Here is a 19,217-nt window from a genome sequence, read left to right on the forward strand (position 1 = left end):
GGACATTCGGCTTACCCCGGCGGCCTGTTCGGGTACCGCTCCGAGTCGGCTTCCTGCCTCCCGTCGCTCTGCCTGCGTCCTGCAGGCAGCCCCGGCCCGCCAGGCACGCCTCAACGATTTAGAGGCCACACCCCACACCCGCCTGTCATATCTCAGCAAAAATCAAAGAAAACAGACAACGCATAAATCCAACAGCCACACCTGACAACACAAAAAACCCCGCTACTTGCAGCGAGGCCTGTATCGCGTAAGACCGGTGAACCGCAGAAAGGAAGACAAGGTTATTCCGCCCGGATGGCGGAATAAGGCGAACCGAGGCATGGACGCCGAGTCGAGCCGGCCGCAGGCTGACTGCCCGGAGGTGAACGCAGTGCGCAGCACCGGTCGCCAGCGAAAACGGGGATTGCAAAGGGGGCGAGCCCCCTTAGCCCGTTCACTGGCTGTGAAGCCACATTAGCCCCATCACTTCAGGTGAACGGAACTTTCACCACACTGGAAGTGAATGGAAACAGCGACACATTACACTAAGCAAAGTGAACCGCCCCCCACCACACTTATTCTCAGCGCTTACGCATATCCGGAATAATCAGATCGCCACGGAGTACACACCCACCAAGCATCTGCGTTTTTTCATCCAGCCAGGCCACAATTCTTGCTGCCATCGCATCCAACGAATATTCAATTGCCGGTATCGTCGGTATGCCCGGTAAATGCAGTGAACCTGCCAGGCTAAACACCATGACATCCTCAGGTACTGATTTATTAAACGCCTGTAATTGCGGAATCACTCGCTGGGCTTCCAGCTCATTAGCAACCAGCAACGCATTGAAATTGAACGTACTGGCATTGTTAAGCAGTTCCTGCAATGCCACAGAAGACGAGGAAGAGCCCATAAACACCAGGTTGCGATTAAACGGCAGGAAGTTTTTCTCCAGTGCCTGTTTATAACCGAACAACACCTGATCGGCAAACCCACTACTGAGCGGGTGAATCAATGCTATCTGGTGACGCCCCTGACTTGCCAGGTAGTTGCAGGCAGTTTCCGCTGCAAAGGCATGATCAAACTGAATATTATTGGAATTCTCTTGCTCTATACAATCGACCAGAATGACGTTTTCTTGTTCAATATTGAGCACAAAACGCGCACCGATGATGAGTATGTCATCACACAGACCACTAGAAAGCTCATGTAGAGCACGTAACACTTCCGCTTTAGTATTCGCAAATCGCAACAGCAAATGTTTTTGGTGTTCGCTAAGCTGCTTTTCCAGTGCGTAAAGATAATCGGTTGTCTGATGAATATTATCCTGTGCACAAATCACACCGATACAGCCAGTGGACTGACTGAGCAACGACTGTGCAATCACGTTGGGTCGGTAGTTCAGTTCATCAACCGCTTTTAGTACCGCCTGACGACTCTCTTCCTTTACACCGCGCGAACCACTCAACACCCGTGACACAGTGGCTTTGGACACCCCGGCCAGACGTGATACATCGTTGATTGTAGACATCGTTCTCCCCTGACAAGTCTCACATAATCCTTGTAATTGTGAATACGGCATAGCTCATCGTGCCGATTTTTCCAGTATATCTGTTTCCGTTTTTCATGGAAACCGATTTTCCACACCAGTACTAAGCGCTGTAAAAATAAGCAATTCCGTGAGGTAAATCTGATTATTTACCCTATTAATTAGTAGAAATTGATAAGCATCACACTTCTTAATCTCAAAAATGGAAACCGGTTTCCACATGATATCCAATCATGAGCGCAACAACTTTTTATCTTTCGAGGATGGTCGTCAATGTTCAAGATTATGCTGTGCTGCTCTGCCGGGATGTCCACCAGCCTTCTGGTGCGGAAAATGGTTGAAGTAGCCGAAGAAAGAAATCTGCAAGTCAAGATTGATGCATATGGTGTTTCCGAATTTGACACTCAGTTTCCACAATATCAGGTAGTGCTTCTCGGGCCACAAGTTAAATATATGTTAAAAACACTCTCTGATAAGGCCGCCACTCAAGGCATTCCTGTACAAGCCATCGATATGATGGATTACGGCATGCAGCGTGGCGATAAGGTACTCGATTTTGCTCTGTCGCTCATCGACGCGACGCACTAAGTAAGGTGAATTCATGAGTTCGTTATATCAGTCTATGATTGCTTTTATTGAGCAATCCCTCACTCCTCTGGCGGGGAAACTCGGGCAGCAAAAATACGTTATCGCGATTCGTGATGGTTTTACTGCCGCGTTACCCTTTATGATAATCGGCTCGTTTATGCTGGTATTTATCTTTCCACCCTTTTCTGCTGATACCACTAATTCATTTGCCCGTGGCTGGTTGGATTTTTCCCAAACATATCGTGCACAACTGATGTTACCGTTTAACCTCAGTATGGGCGTGATGACATTCTTTATTTCGGTTGGCATTGGTGCCAGCCTTGGACGTCAGTTCAACCTTGACCCGGTGATGTCTGGTCTGCTGGCATTCATGGCATTCTTGCTGGTCGCTGCACCGTATGCAGATGGTAAAATTTCCACTCAGTACTTGTCTGGCCAGGGCATTTTCACCGCCCTGGTCACCTCCATCTACTCAACGCGAGTCTATGCATGGTTAAAACAGAATAATGTGACTATTCGCCTGCCAAAAGAAGTACCAACCGGCGTGGCACGCTCATTTGAAATACTGATTCCGGTACTGGTAGTTATTGCCACATTGCACCCATTAAACTTGTTTATTGAAGCGCAAACCGGAATGATCATTCCGCAGGCGATTATGCACTTACTGGAACCACTGGTTTCCGCATCAGACTCCTTGCCTGCAATCCTGCTTTCCGTTTTACTCTGTCAAATCTTCTGGTTCGCGGGTATCCACGGCTCACTGATTGTTACAGGCATTATGAACCCGTTCTGGATGGCTAACCTGTCTGCAAACCAGGCTGCACTGGCCGCAGGCGTGGCACTACCGCACGTCTACCTGCAGGGTTTCTGGGATCATTATCTGTTAATTGGCGGCGTGGGCTCCACTTTACCACTGGCTTTCCTGTTACTGCGCAGCCGTACCACACACCTGCGTACCATCGGCAAGATGGGTATCGTCCCCAGTTTCTTTAACATCAACGAACCTATCTTGTTCGGTGCCCCTATCATCATGAATCCGATGCTGTTTATCCCTTTTGTCTGCGTGCCGTTGGTTAACGCCGTGCTGGCGTATACAGCAACCCGACTGGGCTGGCTGGAACAGGTAGTTTCACTCACACCCTGGACCACGCCCGCACCAATCGGCGCGTCGTGGGCAGCTAACTGGGCATTAAGCCCGGTGATTATGTGCCTTATCTGTATGGTGGTTTCTGCTCTGATTTACCTTCCATTTTTGCGCGCGTATGAGCGTTCTTTAATGAAAACAGAAGAACAGAAAACGCAAGCGAGAGTAGGTGCTGCAGAAACTATCAGTAACTGAGACGCAGAGGTAAGAATAATGAAATATGTATTCCCCGAAAATTTCTGGTGGGGCAGCGCCAGCTCCGCACTACAAAGTGAAGGCGAAGGTTATTACACCAGCAGAGGGGAGACCACATGGGATCACTGGTTTGCCCGCCAACCCCACCGGTTCCATCAGGAAATTGGCCCTCAGGATACATCCCAGTTTTACCGTTACTGGCAAGAGGATATTCAGTTACTGAAACAGCTTAATCACAACAGTTTTCGTACATCTTTAAGCTGGGCACGTCTTATCCCGGACGGCATTGGTGAGGTTAACCCTGAGGCAGTTACCTTCTATAACCAGGTTATTAACGAGTTAATTGAACAGGGCATTACACCTTTTATTACTCTGTTCCACTTCGATATGCCGATGGCAATGCAGGAAATAGGCGGATGGGAAAACCGCGAAGTTGTCGATGCCTATGCCCGCTACGCCAAAATCTGCTTTGAGCTGTTCGGAGACCGGGTTCTGCACTGGTTTACCTTCAACGAGCCCATTGTGCCAGTGGAAGGGGGATATCTGTATGATTTCCATTATCCAAATGTCGTTGATTTTCGCCGTGCTGCAACAGTGGCATATCACACTGTACTGGCACATGCTAAAGCTGTTCAGGCATTCCGGGCAGGGCATTATGCGGGAGAAATCGGTATCGTTCTGAATCTCACGCCATCTTATCCACGCTCACAAAATCCGGAGGACCAAAAAGCAGCACATCATGCGGATTTACTGTTTAACCGCAGTTTTCTCGACCCGGTACTGCGAGGCAAATACCCTGCTGACCTGGTGGAGTTACTCAAAGACTACGACCAGTTACCAAAATGCCAGGAGGAAGACAGCGGCACTATTGCTGAAGGAAAAATCGACCTGCTGGGTATTAACTACTATCAGCCACGCCGTGTGAAATACCGTGATAGCATCGTGAACCCCTTAATGCCATTTATGCCGGAATGGCTATTTGATAATTACGAAATGCCGGGAAGGAAAATGAATCCGTATCGTGGATGGGAAATCTATGAACCCGGCATTTACGATATCTTAGTTAATCTGCGCGATAATTATGGTAACCCGCGATGTTTTATTTCAGAAAATGGAATGGGTGTTGAAAACGAACAGCGTTTTATTGAAAACGGGCAAATTAACGACCAATACCGCATCGACTTTATTTCCGGCCATCTTAAATGGTTACACAAAGGAATTAGCGAAGGTTGTAATTGTCTTGGTTACCATATGTGGACATTCATTGATAACTGGTCGTGGTGTAATGCATATAAAAACCGCTACGGTTTTGTACAACTGGATTTAGCTACACAAAAACGCACTATCAAGAAAAGTGGAGAGTGGTTTGCCATTACCGCTTTTAATAATGGTTTCAATGAGGAGTAACTAATAATGGTTGAATTGGAAGATGCAGTAATGGAAATAATCACCAACGCAGGTCAGTCCAGAAGCTTATGTTTTGAAGCCCTGCATGCTGCGCGTACTGGTGATTTTGACGGGGCAAAAAAACTGTTACATGAGGCCGATGGTTATGCTCGCCGGGCGCATCATATGCAAACTAAATTGATAGAACAGGATGCAGGAGAAGCTCGCCAGCCGATGACATTAATTATGGTACATGCACAGGATCATTTAATGAATTCGCTACTGGCCCGTGAATTATGCGAAGAGATTATTCACCTTTACCAGCGTTAACAGCCACAATATTTATCATGGAGAAATTATTCCGGTAATTTTTTAATACTCTGTACCTCTGGATCTATTCCTGAATACTGATGACAGATGAAAATTCTGTCATACCAGTACAGGATGATTATTGCCAAAAAAAATAACTTAATATAATGAGATAGACAAAATGAAAATGAAAAAACTCCCATTAATAATGGCAGTTATGGCTGCATTTTGCCCAATATCCGTACTCGCACAAGAATTTACTCAGGAGCAAATTGACGCCATAGTAGCAAAGGCCGTTGATAAAGCACTGGCAGAACGGCAGGCAAAAATAGATGCAGCAACCGACAAAAAAGCCGATGTCATCACTGAGCCACAAAGTGCGGCCCAGTCGCCGGATATGGCGATTCCGTTTGGCGTGAAATTTACTGGTTATGCCCGCTATGGTGCGCATTTTCAGTCTGGCGATCAGAAATACGTTGGTGTGGATGGCTCCTATAATGGTGCGTCGGCAATTGGGCGGCTTGGCAACGAAGGTAATGGCGGTGAATTCCAGCTTTCTAAAGCGTTTAAAGGCGATAACGGCGCAATCTGGGACGTTAACGTCATGTTTGACCATTGGGGTGACGAAGTTAACCTGAAAAAGGCTTATGCTGGGGTAACAAACCTGCTGGACTCTAACCCGAACGCCTACTTCTGGGCTGGTCGGGATTTCCACCAGCGCCCTCAACAAGGTATCAATGACTATTTCTGGATGAACCACGACGGCCAGGGTGCCGGGGTGAAAAACTTTGATATTGGTGGTGTTCAGTTTGATGTCGCGGCCGTGGCGGCGGTGGAATCCTGTAGCCCGGAAGTGATGCAGGATGAGACTAACCCGTCTCGTATCACCTGCACCGGTGGCTCAGGTACTGGCGATAAAGGCAACTACGCCCTGACATCCAAAATCCACGGTATGAAAGTCGGCCCACTTGATTTGGAACTGTATGCTAACTATGGGTTTGATTCCAAAGCAATTGATAGCAGTGAGCGAATGAAAGCCTGGCAAGGAGGTGTGGTGTTGAGCCATACCAATGACAGTGGAGTGAACAAAATTATCGCCCGTTACTCTGATCATTCAGATAACAGTGTATTCAACAAAACCAAAGATCTCACAACTGTCTATGCCAGCTTTGAGGGTCTGCATAAATTCTCGCAACGTGCGCAAGTTGAATACCTGCTGGCGTTCCACGATTACGATAACAAAGCAGACAATACTGACAACCGTAAGAACTATGGTGCAATTATTCGTCCAATGTACTGGTGGAACGATGTTCATTCTACCTGGCTGGAAGCGGGTTATCAGCTTGTCAGGTATGATCAGGGCGGAGAGAATAAAGGCTGGAAGTTGACACTCTCACAAAATATTTCGATCGCGATGGGGCCGGAGTTCCGCCCGATGTTGCGCTTCTACGTGACAGGGGGCCAGGTGGATAACCAACGTACTGCGCATGTTAGCGGTACAGATGACCAGACTCTCGATGATTTCAACGTTGGCGCAATGTGGGAAGCCTGGTTCTGATGCTTTGCACTGTCTCCCGCAGTTCACTGGCTGCGGGAGTACCAGTCGTGGTGAACGAAACAGTCACCACACTGGTAACAGGTTCAGTAATCAGTACTCCGCCACAGTAAAATGCTCTGCCAGCACGGAGCAAATTGCGCGCCGAATCTATTACACTGCTTCCTCTCGCCAACTGCGCCCGGCGCCCGCAGGGGGCACTGGCCCCCTGCCCCCCCTTTTGTGGCCGGCAAAATCGCCGCTTCGCGGACATTCGGCTTACCCCGGCGGCCTGTTCAGGTACCGCTCCGGCCCGCCAGGCACGCCTCAACGATTTAGAGGCCACACCCCACACCCACCTGCATGCTCACAGCAAAAAACACACAAAGACATACCAGGCACAAATCCCCCAGCCACACCAGACAACACAAAAAGCCCCGCTACTTGCAGCGGGGACAGTTCGCGTAAGACCGGTGAACCGCAGAAAGGAAGACAAGGTTATTCCGCCCGGATGGCGGAATAAGGCGAACCGAGGCAGGACGCCGAGTCGAGCCGGCCGCAGGCTGACTGCCCGGAGGTGAACGCAGTGCGCAGCACCGGTCGCCCGCGAAAAACCGGATTGTTAAGGGGCGGGGCCCTTAACACGTTCACTGGCTGTGAAGCCACATTGAGCGCATCACTTCAGGTGAACGGAACCTTCACATCAGTCCAGGTGAACGGAAACAGCCACACTGCAAGTGAACGAAAATAACCACCCCCGGTGAGCATACTATACTGCACCGGTTGCCCGCGAAAACGAGGATTGCAAAGGGGGCGAGCCCCCTTTAGCCCGTTCACTGGCTGTGCAGCCACATTAGCCACCCGACTTCAAGTGAACGGAAATAAGCACCCCCGGTGAGCGTACTACACTGCACCGGTCGCCCGCGAAAACGGGGATTGCAAAGGGGGCAAGCCCCTTAAATCGCCCATCCCCCGGCATAAAACACCACCAAAGCAACGGCAATCACCAGCGTACCCACATTCAGCTTACGCCACTCACCAGACACAATACGGCCAATGACCAGCGCAGCAAAACCCAGCATAATTCCGGTCACAATGTTACAAGTCAGGACAATAAACACCGCTGTGATAAGTCCTGCCATTGCATCTACAAAATCATCAAAATCAAGGCGGGACACATTACTCAGCATCAGCAGCCCCACATACATCAGTGCCGGTGCAGTAGCATAAGCAGGCACCAGGTAAGACAGTGGAGACAGGAACATAATCAACAGGAATAACAACCCAATCACCACAGCTGTCAGGCCGGTTTTCCCGCCAGCCGCTGTACCCGCAGCAGACTCAATATAGACAGCCGCAGGCGCGGCCCCCACCAGCCCGGAGAACACACTACTCACAGAATCACTGGTCAGTGCTTTACCGCCATCAATAATCTGCCCGTCTTTGTCCAGCAGATTTGCCTGCCCTGCCACAGCGCGAATAGTACCGGTGGCGTCGAATACAGCGGTCATAACCAAAGCCAGCACACTGGGTAAGACAACCGGGTTCAGCGCCCCCATGATATCCAGACTGCCAATCAGTGAATGCCCATGCTCATCCTTCAGAGAAGGCATTTGGAAGAAACCGTGAAAATGAACTGAAGGGTCGAAAATCAGCCCAACAACAGAAACCCCAATGATAGTTATCAGAATCCCGCCCGGCACTTTCAGTTTTTCCAGGCCAATTATCACTGCCAGACCAATCAGTGACATAATCACAGGGAAACTGGCAAAATCCCCCAGAGCAACCGGCAGACCATCCAGTGGGTTTTTAATCACCAGCCCCACCCCATTGGCGGCAATCAATAACAGGAACAGACCAATCCCAATTCCGGTGCCTTGCGCAACGCCCGCTGGCAGGTTACGCAGGATCCAGCTACGAATGCCCGTAGCGGAAATAACGCTGAACAAAACCCCCATCAGAAATACCGCTCCCAATGCAACCGGGATACTGATGTGTTGACCCAGCACCAGACTGAATGCCGTAAAAGCAGTTAATGAGATAGCGCAACCAATAGCCAGTGGCAGGTTGGCCCACAGCCCCATAAGCAGGGAACCAAAACCCGCGACCAGGCATGTTGCCACAAATACGGCTGTGGGTGGAAAACCTGCTTTACCGAGCATGCCTGGTACGACAATAACGGAGTAAACCATGGCGAGGAAGGTTGTCAGGCCAGCGATGACCTCCTGGCGCACGGTGCTGCCACGAGCTGAAATTTTGAACCAGGCGTCGAGAGAGCCCCCGGCACGCGGAGAAGGTGTAGACATACTGAAAATCCTCTGAGATTTCTTGGCTGGTTTTACTGCGAAGAGGCAACCCGGTAAACATAAACTTCCCGCAACTGACGTGAGGTAAAGCGAGGCACCACAAAAGCAAACGTTTAACTTCGCAAGCGAAAACACTGACTGTTTTTTAAGGCCTGCGATTATCAAGCCTTCTCACAGCCCTTTTCAACTTTACTGTGCAGCTTTTAGCGAAAAAAAACGTTCTGTTGACCAGAGATTAACCAGCTCATGCGCAATCGTTATCGTATATGCGCAATGCTGCAACAATATTGCAGCATTCAACCTGCCAGAGTGGTAAAAGGCACCACACTTGTCATCAGGTGCTTAGGGCCAGAGGCCCGCCAACCTCGATAGCTTTCTGCCAGGCTACGCGTGATTCCACCGCGGTAAGCCAACGGCGAGTGTGAGGCAACTCTTCGGGAAGGCTCCGGGCAAGCATGGCAATCACCGGGAAGCTCATTTGAAAGTCCGCACAACTGATAGCGTCGCCAGCAAACCATTCATGAAGCCCCAGGTGTTTTTCAATGAAATTAACATGAATATCAATTCGACGATTAAGCCAGGTTTTTTGTACTGCCTCACCGAACATCGCGCCAATCGTGCGGAAGGTTTCTGGTACCGGGGGCTTATCCAGGTTACCAAATACCGTTTTCATTACCATCAGTGGCATCAGCGAGCTTTCAGCATAATGCAACCAAAATCGGTAATCGGCACGAGACTGGGTTGAGGCTGGTTTAAATCGACTTTCAATGTCATAGGTCTCCTGGAGATATTCCAGAATGGCCCCCGACTCTGCGAGCACAAGGCCATTATCTTCCAGGACAGGTGAGCTTCCCAGAGGATGGACCCGTTTCAGTGCATCCGGCGCTAACAATGTACTTTCCCGTTTATAACGCACCAACTCATAGGGTAAGCCTAACTCCTCCAGCATCCAGAGGACCCGGTGAGAACGTGAGTTAGTGAGATGATGCAGTTTCATACTTGTCCCCTAAAAAGAACACACTGCTTTAACTATATTCAAAATAAGCAAATTTGCCGGGAGGCAATGCGCAAAACAAACCATACACTGACAATATCAAACTGAAAACTATAAAGAAGTGTCGGCAAACTTATGAAAATATTTAGAGAATAAATACACAACAAAAAATTGTGTGTTTTTCATACAATGAACTATAATTACTGATGTCGGGGTATACCGGTACCTGAAAGCACAGGCTGTAAGGGGCTCCGATGTCGGGGGAAACCCTCCTGCCCAATGCGGGATAGAGCGAAAGACAACCGGCAAAACGAAAGCGCCAGTAATGGCGCTTTCGTCGTTATTGCCGCTTACTTATCTTCCAGCAGACGAGCACCGCTACCTTGCTCGCCCAGTTTATCGCCCGGGTTGCGCAATGGACAGTCACTGCGCGACAAGCAGCCACAGCCAATACAACCATCCAGTTCATCCCTCAGTGCTTCCAGCGTTTTGATACGATGATCCAGTTCTTCCCGCCAGCCCGAGGAAAGCTGTTTCCACTCCGCGGGAGTCAGGCGGTGCCCTTCCGGTAAGACACTAAAAGCATCACCAATGGTTGCCAGGGGAATACCTATACGTTGCGCAATCTTGATAATTGCCACATAACGCAGCACATCACGCGTATAACGCCGCTGATTACCACTATTTCGCGTACTTTTGATTAGGCCTTTAGTTTCATAAAAATGCAGCGCAGAAACCGCCACGCCACTACGTCGGGCAACCTCACCAGGCGTGAGGAGCGCTTTTATACGGGGAGATTTATTTTGCATAATTCGCTTTACCTCAAGTTAACTTGAGGAATTATACTCGCCCCAGATGAAACTTTCTAATTGAGAGCAACGCGAGGGAGTCTTATGTCACATCAGGATATTATCCAGACGCTGGTTGAGTGGATTGATGAACATATTGATCAGCCTTTAAACATTGATGTTGTGGCGCAGAAATCAGGCTATTCGAAATGGTACTTACAGCGGATGTTTCGGGGAGTAATGCACCAAACGCTGGGCGATTATATCCGCCAACGCAGGCTGGCAATGGCAGCGGAGGCGTTACGAACAACCGAACGCCCTATTTTCGACATCGCCATGGACTATGGCTATGTGTCGCAACAAACCTTCTCACGCATTTTTCGTCGCCAGTTTGACCGGACACCAACCGACTACCGGTTACAGGCCTGACTGGAAAAATTAAAAGACCCAGTGTGGCTTGCCGGGAAAAACAGCTTTTCGGGCAAGCCAGGCTTCAAACTCATCAGAAGGCATTGCCCGGGCGAAATACCAGCCCTGGCAATACTGAACCCCGCGCTTAAGCAACCAGGCTACCTGCTCCATATTCTCAACACCTTCCGCTATCGTTTTGAGTTGCAGGCTGTGCGCCATTTCAATGATATGTTCCGCAATCAGGTGGCTGGTATTCGGCCCAATCAACGTATCAATGAAGGATTTATCGATTTTAAGAATATCTACGTTCAGGGAATAGAGATTTTGCAGGTTAGAGTACCCGGTACCAAAATCATCAATCGCCACTTCAAATCCCGCAGCACGAAAGGCCTGAATAACCGGCGTTGTTTTCGCTACATCAATAAAACCGCGCTCAGTCACTTCAATCTTGATTTGACCTGTTTTCACGCCAAACTGATGTGCTTTATCAGAAATCCAGTCAATCAAATACGGGGAGTGAAAATCCGTGGCAGACAGGTTGATGGAGATGTAAATATCCGGCGTTTTTGCCAGGTAATCACCCAAATCGTCAAAAACGTAATCTATGACATATTCAGTCAGGTGAGACATCAACCCTTCCCGCTCAGCGACAGGAATAAACACCGCAGGGCTCACCAGAGGACCAGAATAACCATGCCAACGCAGTAACGCCTCCGCCCCAACACAACGCCCAAGCTTTATATCGACAATTGGTTGATAATGCAGGTGAAATTGTTTTTTCTTCATGGCATTCATCAACAGACGACGGGGTGAATTCAGTTCCCGCTGCGCCCACGACCAGCCCATAAAGATCAGTAAACTTAAAATAACCCCCAGAGGTACAGTCACTGTCATTTGATGGGACCAGAAACCGTAAAACAGGGCATTTGAGGTGGAAACAATGACAGCAACTGGCCGTTTGGCATGACTTATGCTGTAAAAACGCTGGTTGGCACGAAACATCTTGCTGTCATGCCGGATTAGACCAGACAAGGCCTGTGCATCGACACCGGGGCTCAAAGAGAAAAAACGCATCGTTCGGGTATCGAAAATCCCCCACTGCATTGATTTGTCGTTGGTCATGACATTACCAAACGCCAGCGGGTTCACCACCGCAACATAATTCCCCTTCCGCATATAAACCATTTTGTGACCGGAAAAAAACGGCGTATCGCGGAAATAATAAATAGCGACATCTCCTTCACGAGAATAGTCCGGAGAGCCAAGGTAATAAGGGTGCGACGGGTGTAAAAAAGTAGAACACAGCAGATCATCGTTGTGCGCGTAAATCAGCTCCTCCACATCCATGGAGGTCCGCAGACTACTCAGCATACTTACCTGATGAGCAGGAGAACAAGGGATCCCACGGAAACGGCTGGCATCTTCACGAACATCGTTCACATGGCTAATCACACTTTCACTTTTTTCGAGAACCATCGAGGCAAATGCCTGCAAGTGCTGTTGCGTATCATTTTCAGCACGGATTCTCGCGAACCAGATTGCAAAGACAATTGGTAGCATGACTATCAGCAAAACGCCGATTATTCGCAACGTTTTCTTCCACGGCTGGAGAGTCATAGATGCCTCATAAGCGCGGTTATAGCACCTGGTAATGAGAATCAGTAAAAATAGACGTTTACGTTGCATGAATCGTTAAAAATTAGCAATAGGGAATACCTTTAATTTTCTTAAATTTCAGAGAAAAAGCCGTCACTCGTCATAAATTAACGTTATAAATAAAATGATCTGGCGTTTTGATAATCAATTGCAGGTATTGACTGAGAAATACGCTAATGAAGAGGAAACCATGATAATGGAATGGTAGACATGATAAAAACGAACCCTAAGGGAAATAATAGTCAGAACACCACCAGAAACAGATAAAAACAGCATTTTCATATCATACAATTAAGATAATTCTTAATTGTATGATGCCTTAGCTACCCATTGCGGGAGTATCTCCGGCGATAACAGACATACCGCGGCCATTGCGTTTCGCACCATACAGCGCTTCATCCACTTGCTTTAATACTTCACTGACAGGCATGACCTCTCCAGAACGCAAAGAAATAATACCAGCACTGAAAGAAATACGCAGATCATAGTAGCCTGGCATTACCTGGCTGTTGGTGAGACGCTGGCGAAACTGCTCAATAAACCGCCAGGCTAACTGGCTATCAGCAGCGGGTAAAATAGCCAAAAATTCTTCTCCACCAAGGCGACCGGCAACCATGCCAGGGAGAGGGTGTGCCTGTAATTCCCGACCAAAACAAGATAAAGCAATATCACCAACCGAGTGCCCCCAGCGGTCATTAATGCTTTTAAAATAATCCAAATCAAACATAACAACCGACATACCATTTTGAATCGCATGATGCCTGTTACGCAGCAGAATCTCATTAAGTTGCGCAAGAATACCAGCCCGGTTGAGGCACTGAGTGAGGTCATCGGTAATAGCTTTACGCGCCAGTCGCTGCTCTTCACGTTTACGAGCCGTAATATCAACACCAATATTTAAAATAGAATGATCCGGCAATAAAATATTTGACCATAAGGTGGTTAATACGCGCCCATTTTTATCAATCGGGTACCATTCCTGCATTTTTTCCCCAGGCACCGTTGTTACCGAAGCCCGTACCCGCTCACGAACTGCCAGGTCAGGATAAAAAAGAGCCAGTGGGTCCGGAAAATGATTTAATTCATCTTTGCTCCAGCCAAACAATCTTTGGCATTCTCCGTTCCATAATATACAACGATTTTCTGCACTAAATGAATTTATTAATATTGGCGCATTAAAAAAAAGAGTTGTGTATTGCGCAACTATCTCTTGTTTATCGTTTGAAAAAAATGAGTTCACAGAATGCTTAATTAAGTATTCCTTTATTGCACTGGAGATAATCGCAGAAATATTTCGGAGTAATTTTTGTGAATAAAATCGATGGGAAAATGCGAGAAAAAAATAACCAGCAACATCACCTTGTTGATAACGAAGCTTACCTAAAACAGCAGACTCAAGGGCACACAAGTTACCCTCAGACTGGGAAAAAAAATGCTTACCCACACCATGTTCCCAGACCACAGTATTCCACTTGTATGCCTGCAGGCGTCGGTCCGCAAGCATTTGGTAAACATCCTGCTCCCGGCAAGGACAGTAACCACTCACCCTGACACTAAGAGTTTGTGGCTGCTCAATAAGCGCCACCCAACCCAGGCGCGCATCAAGTGCACGGGTAAAGGCCCCAATCACTTGTTCAAGAGATGTACTTTCAAAAATAGCCGGAAGCACCCCGGCCAGAGCATTCAATACTGCATCAGGCATCTGTATATAGTGCTCAGTATTATCATTTTTCATTTAGAATTATTCACATAACCATATGAATTCGAATATAATTTACTGAACAACGCTATCGCATTACACTATAAATACAGACTTAAAACAGCTTTGGATACAGTGTGATGCGCCCAAAAAATATAACGATATTAACCAATATTTAGAAAGGTTCCGCAGGGTCTGAAAAAACCCACCATGATATAACACAGTGTAATAGGTCATAAAAAAGTATTAGTAATCAGTATACTGGCATACAAGCGCAGTTAATAATCACTCCGGTCATAATAAGTCAGCCTGATACTGCTGTAAATAACACAGCACAGAGCTGACCATATAATGCTATTCTTAATTATCTGATTTTACTTATATAATTAGCGACAGCCAGGATTATTCCCAGCAGCTTTTCCATCCGCAACAAATCGGGCCAGTATTTTCCCTTTATAAAATAATCACATAAAACATCGGTGTGTTTTATAAAAAAATTATCACCGTCAACTGGTGAATAAAACAACAAATGTGATATAGTTCACAAAAATAAGTTAAACAACGCTTCATCACCTGCAATGTTACAGTGCTTTCTCAAGGCTGACGTCAGAGACCTGCCTCAGAAAGCCACCGAATTACTGAGGATTGTTTTCATGGCTACTCTAACAACGAGCGTAATGCTGATGCGCTGGCCACTGTTCAGCGCGGTACTGATGTTTATGGCCAGTACTCTTAATATTCGTTTTCGCCGTAATGAACGTTACGCACTGGCGTTTGTCAGCACCAGTTGTGGCCTGGCAGCATCTTGCTGGTTTGCAACGACCTTACTGGGGCTGTCATTGGTTGATTTGAGTATCTTCTGGGCGCATTTCAAAGATGTGATGGTTGATATTATGAGCCATACTCCCCCGGAATGGCCGGTCATGGTTAGCTAGGTTCAGCGGTAATCTTCCCTCATCTTCTGCAATAGCGGATCAAAGCGAATAAACAAAACGTTATCGAAAAACGTGATAATTTTTATCGATCTGGCAGAATAATACTGCCAGAGAGTGAACATCCTTGTTCTTATACTCAGGATGATACTTTTTATTTCACTTTCTGGTGAGTTAATACTCGCTGACAAACGCGTAATTGCTTTCCAGTACCCCGGCTATATATGCTTCAAAGCTCTCTGCCAGCACGATATAACTGTCAGGGTCATGCAGAAAACGCACCACCTGCCCACAAGTACCACCTGGGGCCGGGTGGAAATCAATATACAGGCGGGAAGTACCACCATTATTCAGGCAATGAGCAAAGCACAGCCGTTCACTCATCGCGACAGAGGTATCAATCCGGTTGTCTACATAAATGGCATCCGTTTGCCCAAGCCACTCACCATAAATGTCGCTAATTGAATCCCCAAAATGTTGCTCTTCCTGAATTTGCTCACAGGAAAGCAGGTAGTAGCCAAAATCCTCACCGGCATCGGATGCCAGTAATAGCAAATTAACCATCTTCCCGTCATACTTTTTCCAGTATGTACCATCAACCTTACTTAACAGTTGCTGTAATTCAGGCGGACACAGTGGATAAAGCTTTACCAGTTGCGCAAGTGCCTGTTCTGTTGCACCACACAACACAGCCCACTGTTTCTGGTTTTCCTCACTCAGATGTAACCTGACTTTTTCGAGGTGGCGTTCAACCAACGTCATACCCTCTCCCTGATGCATAATTAACCAAGGCGCTATCTTGTGTTTTCCAGGTGAAGGCGTCAATCAGCCTGAAGCTATTTCTTCCAGATGCTCTTATTGTATTGTTTTACAGCCTACGCCGATTCGCGAATGATAAGTTTTGGCGGCAGGATCAGGCTGTATGTTTCACTGTTACGCCGCCCAAACTGGCTGATTAACCGTCTGGCAGCCTGTCGCCCCATTTCACGCGCATTGAAATTGACAAAAGTAAGAGAAGGTTCAGTTAATTCCGCTTCTTCAACATCGTCAAAACCAATCACGGAAACTTGCTGACCAATAAACTGATCTTTGCCAATTGACCGCCCCGCCCGGTGTACACCATAAACCGCACCCAGCGCAGTTGAAGAATGGTGACACAGCATCGCGGTCACTTGTGGCTGCGCTGACAGTAATTGCTCTACCGCCTGAGCGGCAGACGACTGGCTTTTCCCGCATTCCACCACCCACTCAGGCCTGAATGGTAAACCAAACTGCAAGAGTGTTGAGCAGTACCCACCAATACGTTCAGCCCGGCACAAAGAGTGGCTTGCCCCGCCAATGTAAGCAATTCTGCGGTGCCCCTGGCGGATAAGATGTTCAGTCGCGAGTTTCGCCGCAGACATATTATCCGGCCCGACATAATCAACCTGCTTATACACTGGCGCACGGGCAATACAGACCAGAGGTAAATCATACTGTTGCAGATTCTCAAGATTGAATGGCTGGCTTTCGTCAACAGGGCAAAACGCAATACCGCCAACGCCTTGCCGCGCCATGGTTAACAGACACTTCTCGAATTTTTCCTGGCTGTCACCACTCTGAGCCAGAAACAGCATAAAACCCTGCCGCTCTATCTCCTCACTGATACCAGAGGCCACTTCTGCGTAGTAAGGATCACTGATATCTTTCAGTATTAATCCAATGATTTCGCCCACCCCGGAACGCAGGTTAGCCGCAGCCCGGTTACGTATGTAACCCAGCTCTTCAACTGCACCATTCACTTTTTCTATCGTGTCAGTAGAAATCCGCCCTTTGTTGCCCAACACCATCGACACAGTAGAAACCGATACACCGGCATGTTTAGCCACTTCTGTGATGGTCACCTTTTTTGCAGACATAGATTCACTTTCGGGATGAGAAAACGTTTTATCAGAAAACTTTAACCCTGGAAGCCAGATTTTAAAAGCTCACCTTTTCAGTAAAACAAACTTGTTTAACACGATCACAGATATTTTGATAAAACGTTTTATCAAAATTTTACCTCTGTATATTGTGCGGATAAAGACAAAAACCCCCTGCACATAACCAGTTGATGGCTTGTGCGCTAAAAGTTCTCAAACTCTGGAGACGTGATATGTCGAATGCTAATAAATCGACCATTTGGGAGTTCCTGCAAAGCCTGGGCAAAACCTTCATGTTACCCGTGGCACTGCTGGCATTTTCCGGCATCTTACTCGGGGTCGGTAGTTCATTTTCAAGCTCGGCGGTGAAGACAGCAATTCCTTTGCTGGATAATAACGGGTTGCAATACTTGTTCATGTGGATGACCAAAATTGGTCTGGTCGCCTTTATCTTTTTGCCGGTGATGTTTGCCGTTGCCATTCCACTGGGTTTAGCCCGCGAAGAGAAAGGCGTCGCAGGGTTTGCGGGGTTTGTTGGCTATGCAGCATTCAATCTCGCCATCAATTTTTTCTTAACTGTCGCGGGCGTGCTGGATAACCCAACCGCGCGCGCAGCTTATAGCGTAAAGAATATTATCGGTATTGAGTCTATTGATACCGGTATTCTTGGCGCAGTTATTGTGGGTGTCATTGTTGCCAGGCTCCACCAGCGTTATTACACGTTCAAAATGCCGGATGCGCTGGCTTTCTTCGGCGGTGCGCGCTTTGTGCCAATCATTTCAGCCATTGTTCTGGGTGTGGTGGGCGTATTTATTCCCTATATCTGGCCTTACTTCGCTGCGGGGATTAACAGCATAGGACATATCATTGAAAAGGCCGGGGTCTTTGGCCCAATGCTGTTTGGCACTGGCGAGCGCTTGCTGCTTCCTGTTGGGCTTCATCATATTTTGGTGGCACTTATTCGTTTCACTGAAGCGGGCGGCACAATGGATGTCTGTGGGCAAACCGTCTCTGGTGCGCTCAATATCTTCTATTCTGAACTTTCCTGCCCCACTACCACGGCTTTCACGCCAGAAGTTACTGCGTTTCTGTCTCAAGGGAAAATGCCTGCTTTCCTGGGCGGCTTACCTGGCACAGCCCTGGCAATGTACCATTGCGCACGCCCGGAAAACCGGTCAAAAATCAAAGCGCTGCTTATTTCTGGGGTTGTAGCCTGTGTTATTGGTGGCATTACCGAACCACTGGAATTCCTGTTCCTGTTTGTTGCGCCGGTTCTGTACTTGATTCACGCCATCCTGACGGGCATTGGTTTTATGCTGATGGGGATGCTGAATGTCACTATCGGCAATACCGATGGCAATCTGATCGACTTCCTGGTATTTGGCGTGCTGCAGGGCACGGCAACCAAATGGTATTTAGTGCCTTTGGTGGCAGGTATTTGGTTCGCGGTTTACTACGGCGTGTTTAAGTTCGCTATTACCCGGTTCAACCTGAAAACGCCTGGCCGGGAAGTGGATAACACAGCGGTTGATGAAGAGCTGCAGGCAGTATTTGTCAATGAATCAGGTAAAGGGGCAGCAGTCCTCGCCGCTCTGGGCGGGAAAGAAAACATCACTTCTCTGGACAACTGCATAACGCGCCTGCGCCTGTCCGTTAACGATATGAACTTAGTAGACGACGCCAAACTGAAGGCGCTGGGTGCATTGGGCGTGGTGAAATTAGACAAACACAGTTTACAGGTGGTAATTGGCACACAAGTTCACCTGGTGAAAAACGAAATGCAGGCCATTATTTCCGCAAGCTAAGAAAGGTTTGCATTAATGCCCACCTTCGGCACGTTTCTTT

Annotated in this window: 17 protein-coding genes; 9 read left to right on the forward strand and 8 right to left on the reverse strand. The window is 47.8% G+C overall.

Features of this window, described 5'->3' with window-relative positions; translation table 11 throughout:
* Window positions 1-205 (forward strand): hypothetical protein (locus A9B99_RS24180; RefSeq protein WP_231889171.1); only part of this gene is annotated, 205 nt, incomplete at its 5' end.
* A 355-nt stretch (window positions 206-560) separates the two neighbouring features.
* Here A9B99_RS24180 and A9B99_RS08740 read toward each other — a convergent pair.
* The gene (locus tag A9B99_RS08740; protein WP_064596694.1) at window positions 561-1,511 is read right to left on the reverse strand and encodes a LacI family DNA-binding transcriptional regulator; all 951 of its coding nucleotides are present in this window, start codon (window positions 1,509-1,511) and stop codon (window positions 561-563) included.
* Window positions 1,512-1,802: 291 nt separating this feature from the next.
* On the opposite strand from A9B99_RS08740, the gene A9B99_RS08745 reads away from it, so the two are divergent.
* From A9B99_RS08745 to A9B99_RS08765, 5 genes are all read left to right on the forward strand, one after another.
* Window positions 1,803-2,117: a PTS sugar transporter subunit IIB gene (locus A9B99_RS08745; protein ID WP_064596696.1), complete on the forward strand. Its 315-nt coding sequence runs from the start codon at window positions 1,803-1,805 to the stop codon at window positions 2,115-2,117.
* Between the two features lie 13 nt (window positions 2,118-2,130).
* Window positions 2,131-3,456, forward strand: a complete 1,326-nt coding sequence (locus A9B99_RS08750; RefSeq protein WP_064596697.1) for a PTS sugar transporter subunit IIC — start codon at window positions 2,131-2,133, stop codon at window positions 3,454-3,456.
* Window positions 3,457-3,474: 18 nt separating this feature from the next.
* Window positions 3,475-4,863: a glycoside hydrolase family 1 protein gene (locus A9B99_RS08755; RefSeq protein WP_064596699.1), complete on the forward strand. Its 1,389-nt coding sequence runs from the start codon at window positions 3,475-3,477 to the stop codon at window positions 4,861-4,863.
* Window positions 4,864-4,869: 6 nt separating this feature from the next.
* Window positions 4,870-5,172, forward strand: a complete 303-nt coding sequence (locus A9B99_RS08760; protein WP_064596701.1) for a PTS lactose/cellobiose transporter subunit IIA — start codon at window positions 4,870-4,872, stop codon at window positions 5,170-5,172.
* A gap of 160 nt (window positions 5,173-5,332) precedes the next feature.
* Window positions 5,333-6,709: a carbohydrate porin gene (locus A9B99_RS08765; RefSeq protein ID WP_064596703.1), complete on the forward strand. Its 1,377-nt coding sequence runs from the start codon at window positions 5,333-5,335 to the stop codon at window positions 6,707-6,709.
* 932 nt (window positions 6,710-7,641) lie between these two features.
* Here the strand turns inward: A9B99_RS08765 and A9B99_RS08770 are convergent.
* The 3 genes from A9B99_RS08770 to soxR all read right to left on the reverse strand — a co-directional run bounded on the left by A9B99_RS08770 (window position 7,642) and on the right by soxR (window position 10,794).
* Window positions 7,642-8,991 (reverse strand): NCS2 family permease, encoded by a 1,350-nt coding sequence (locus A9B99_RS08770; protein WP_064596705.1) that lies wholly within the window; start codon window positions 8,989-8,991, stop codon window positions 7,642-7,644.
* A gap of 334 nt (window positions 8,992-9,325) precedes the next feature.
* Window positions 9,326-9,988: a glutathione S-transferase family protein gene (locus A9B99_RS08775; protein WP_064596707.1), complete on the reverse strand. Its 663-nt coding sequence runs from the start codon at window positions 9,986-9,988 to the stop codon at window positions 9,326-9,328.
* A gap of 347 nt (window positions 9,989-10,335) precedes the next feature.
* On the reverse strand, window positions 10,336-10,794 hold the full coding sequence (soxR, locus tag A9B99_RS08780) for a redox-sensitive transcriptional activator SoxR (RefSeq protein WP_064596709.1): 459 nt from the start codon (window positions 10,792-10,794) through the stop codon (window positions 10,336-10,338).
* An 84-nt stretch (window positions 10,795-10,878) separates the two neighbouring features.
* On the opposite strand from soxR, the gene soxS reads away from it, so the two are divergent.
* A complete protein-coding gene (gene soxS, locus A9B99_RS08785; protein WP_064596710.1) occupies window positions 10,879-11,202 on the forward strand; it encodes a superoxide response transcriptional regulator SoxS in 324 nt (107 codons plus the stop codon).
* 9 nt (window positions 11,203-11,211) lie between these two features.
* On the opposite strand, the gene A9B99_RS08790 is transcribed toward soxS, so the two are convergent.
* Together A9B99_RS08790 and A9B99_RS08795 are read right to left on the reverse strand one after the other, a co-directional pair.
* Entirely contained in the window at window positions 11,212-12,801 is a 1,590-nt protein-coding gene (locus A9B99_RS08790; RefSeq protein WP_064596816.1) for an EAL domain-containing protein, read from the reverse strand.
* 358 nt (window positions 12,802-13,159) lie between these two features.
* The gene (locus tag A9B99_RS08795) at window positions 13,160-14,575 is read right to left on the reverse strand and encodes a GGDEF domain-containing protein (protein WP_064596712.1); all 1,416 of its coding nucleotides are present in this window, start codon (window positions 14,573-14,575) and stop codon (window positions 13,160-13,162) included.
* A gap of 617 nt (window positions 14,576-15,192) precedes the next feature.
* On the opposite strand from A9B99_RS08795, the gene A9B99_RS08800 reads away from it, so the two are divergent.
* Complete coding sequence (locus tag A9B99_RS08800) at window positions 15,193-15,474, forward strand: YjcB family protein (RefSeq protein ID WP_064596714.1); 282 nt, start codon at window positions 15,193-15,195, stop codon at window positions 15,472-15,474.
* 171 nt (window positions 15,475-15,645) lie between these two features.
* Here the strand turns inward: A9B99_RS08800 and A9B99_RS08805 are convergent, their stop codons facing one another.
* Together A9B99_RS08805 and malI are read right to left on the reverse strand one after the other, a co-directional pair.
* On the reverse strand, window positions 15,646-16,233 hold the full coding sequence (locus tag A9B99_RS08805) for an SMI1/KNR4 family protein (protein ID WP_064596716.1): 588 nt from the start codon (window positions 16,231-16,233) through the stop codon (window positions 15,646-15,648).
* 113 nt (window positions 16,234-16,346) lie between these two features.
* Window positions 16,347-17,369: a Mal regulon transcriptional regulator MalI gene (gene malI / locus A9B99_RS08810; RefSeq protein WP_064596718.1), complete on the reverse strand. Its 1,023-nt coding sequence runs from the start codon at window positions 17,367-17,369 to the stop codon at window positions 16,347-16,349.
* A gap of 236 nt (window positions 17,370-17,605) precedes the next feature.
* Between malI and malX the strand changes: the two genes are divergently transcribed.
* Window positions 17,606-19,177, forward strand: coding sequence for a maltose/glucose-specific PTS transporter subunit IIBC (malX, locus tag A9B99_RS08815; RefSeq protein WP_064596720.1), 1,572 nt, complete (start codon window positions 17,606-17,608; stop codon window positions 19,175-19,177).
* Window positions 19,178-19,217: the final 40 nt, after the last annotated feature.

Source organism: Mangrovibacter phragmitis (assembly GCF_001655675.1).
Taxonomy (GTDB): Bacteria; Pseudomonadota; Gammaproteobacteria; order Enterobacterales; family Enterobacteriaceae; genus Mangrovibacter; species Mangrovibacter phragmitis.

Coding starts and splice junctions, on each gene's coding strand:
- A9B99_RS08745 (WP_064596696.1), top strand. CDS start 1,803: ATGTTCAAGATTATGCTGTGCTGCTCTGCCGGGATGTCCACCAGCCTT.
- A9B99_RS08795 (WP_064596712.1), bottom strand. CDS start 14,575: ATGAAAAATGATAATACTGAGCACTATATACAGATGCCTGATGCAGTA.
- A9B99_RS08750 (WP_064596697.1), top strand. CDS start 2,131: ATGAGTTCGTTATATCAGTCTATGATTGCTTTTATTGAGCAATCCCTC.
- A9B99_RS08755 (WP_064596699.1), top strand. CDS start 3,475: ATGAAATATGTATTCCCCGAAAATTTCTGGTGGGGCAGCGCCAGCTCC.
- A9B99_RS08775 (WP_064596707.1), bottom strand. CDS start 9,988: ATGAAACTGCATCATCTCACTAACTCACGTTCTCACCGGGTCCTCTGG.
- A9B99_RS08770 (WP_064596705.1), bottom strand. CDS start 8,991: ATGTCTACACCTTCTCCGCGTGCCGGGGGCTCTCTCGACGCCTGGTTC.
- A9B99_RS08740 (WP_064596694.1), bottom strand. CDS start 1,511: ATGTCTACAATCAACGATGTATCACGTCTGGCCGGGGTGTCCAAAGCC.
- A9B99_RS08760 (WP_064596701.1), top strand. CDS start 4,870: ATGGTTGAATTGGAAGATGCAGTAATGGAAATAATCACCAACGCAGGT.
- malI (WP_064596718.1), bottom strand. CDS start 17,369: ATGTCTGCAAAAAAGGTGACCATCACAGAAGTGGCTAAACATGCCGGT.
- soxS (WP_064596710.1), top strand. CDS start 10,879: ATGTCACATCAGGATATTATCCAGACGCTGGTTGAGTGGATTGATGAA.
- A9B99_RS08800 (WP_064596714.1), top strand. CDS start 15,193: ATGGCTACTCTAACAACGAGCGTAATGCTGATGCGCTGGCCACTGTTC.
- A9B99_RS08765 (WP_064596703.1), top strand. CDS start 5,333: ATGAAAATGAAAAAACTCCCATTAATAATGGCAGTTATGGCTGCATTT.
- A9B99_RS08805 (WP_064596716.1), bottom strand. CDS start 16,233: ATGACGTTGGTTGAACGCCACCTCGAAAAAGTCAGGTTACATCTGAGT.
- malX (WP_064596720.1), top strand. CDS start 17,606: ATGTCGAATGCTAATAAATCGACCATTTGGGAGTTCCTGCAAAGCCTG.
- A9B99_RS08790 (WP_064596816.1), bottom strand. CDS start 12,801: ATGACTCTCCAGCCGTGGAAGAAAACGTTGCGAATAATCGGCGTTTTG.
- soxR (WP_064596709.1), bottom strand. CDS start 10,794: ATGCAAAATAAATCTCCCCGTATAAAAGCGCTCCTCACGCCTGGTGAG.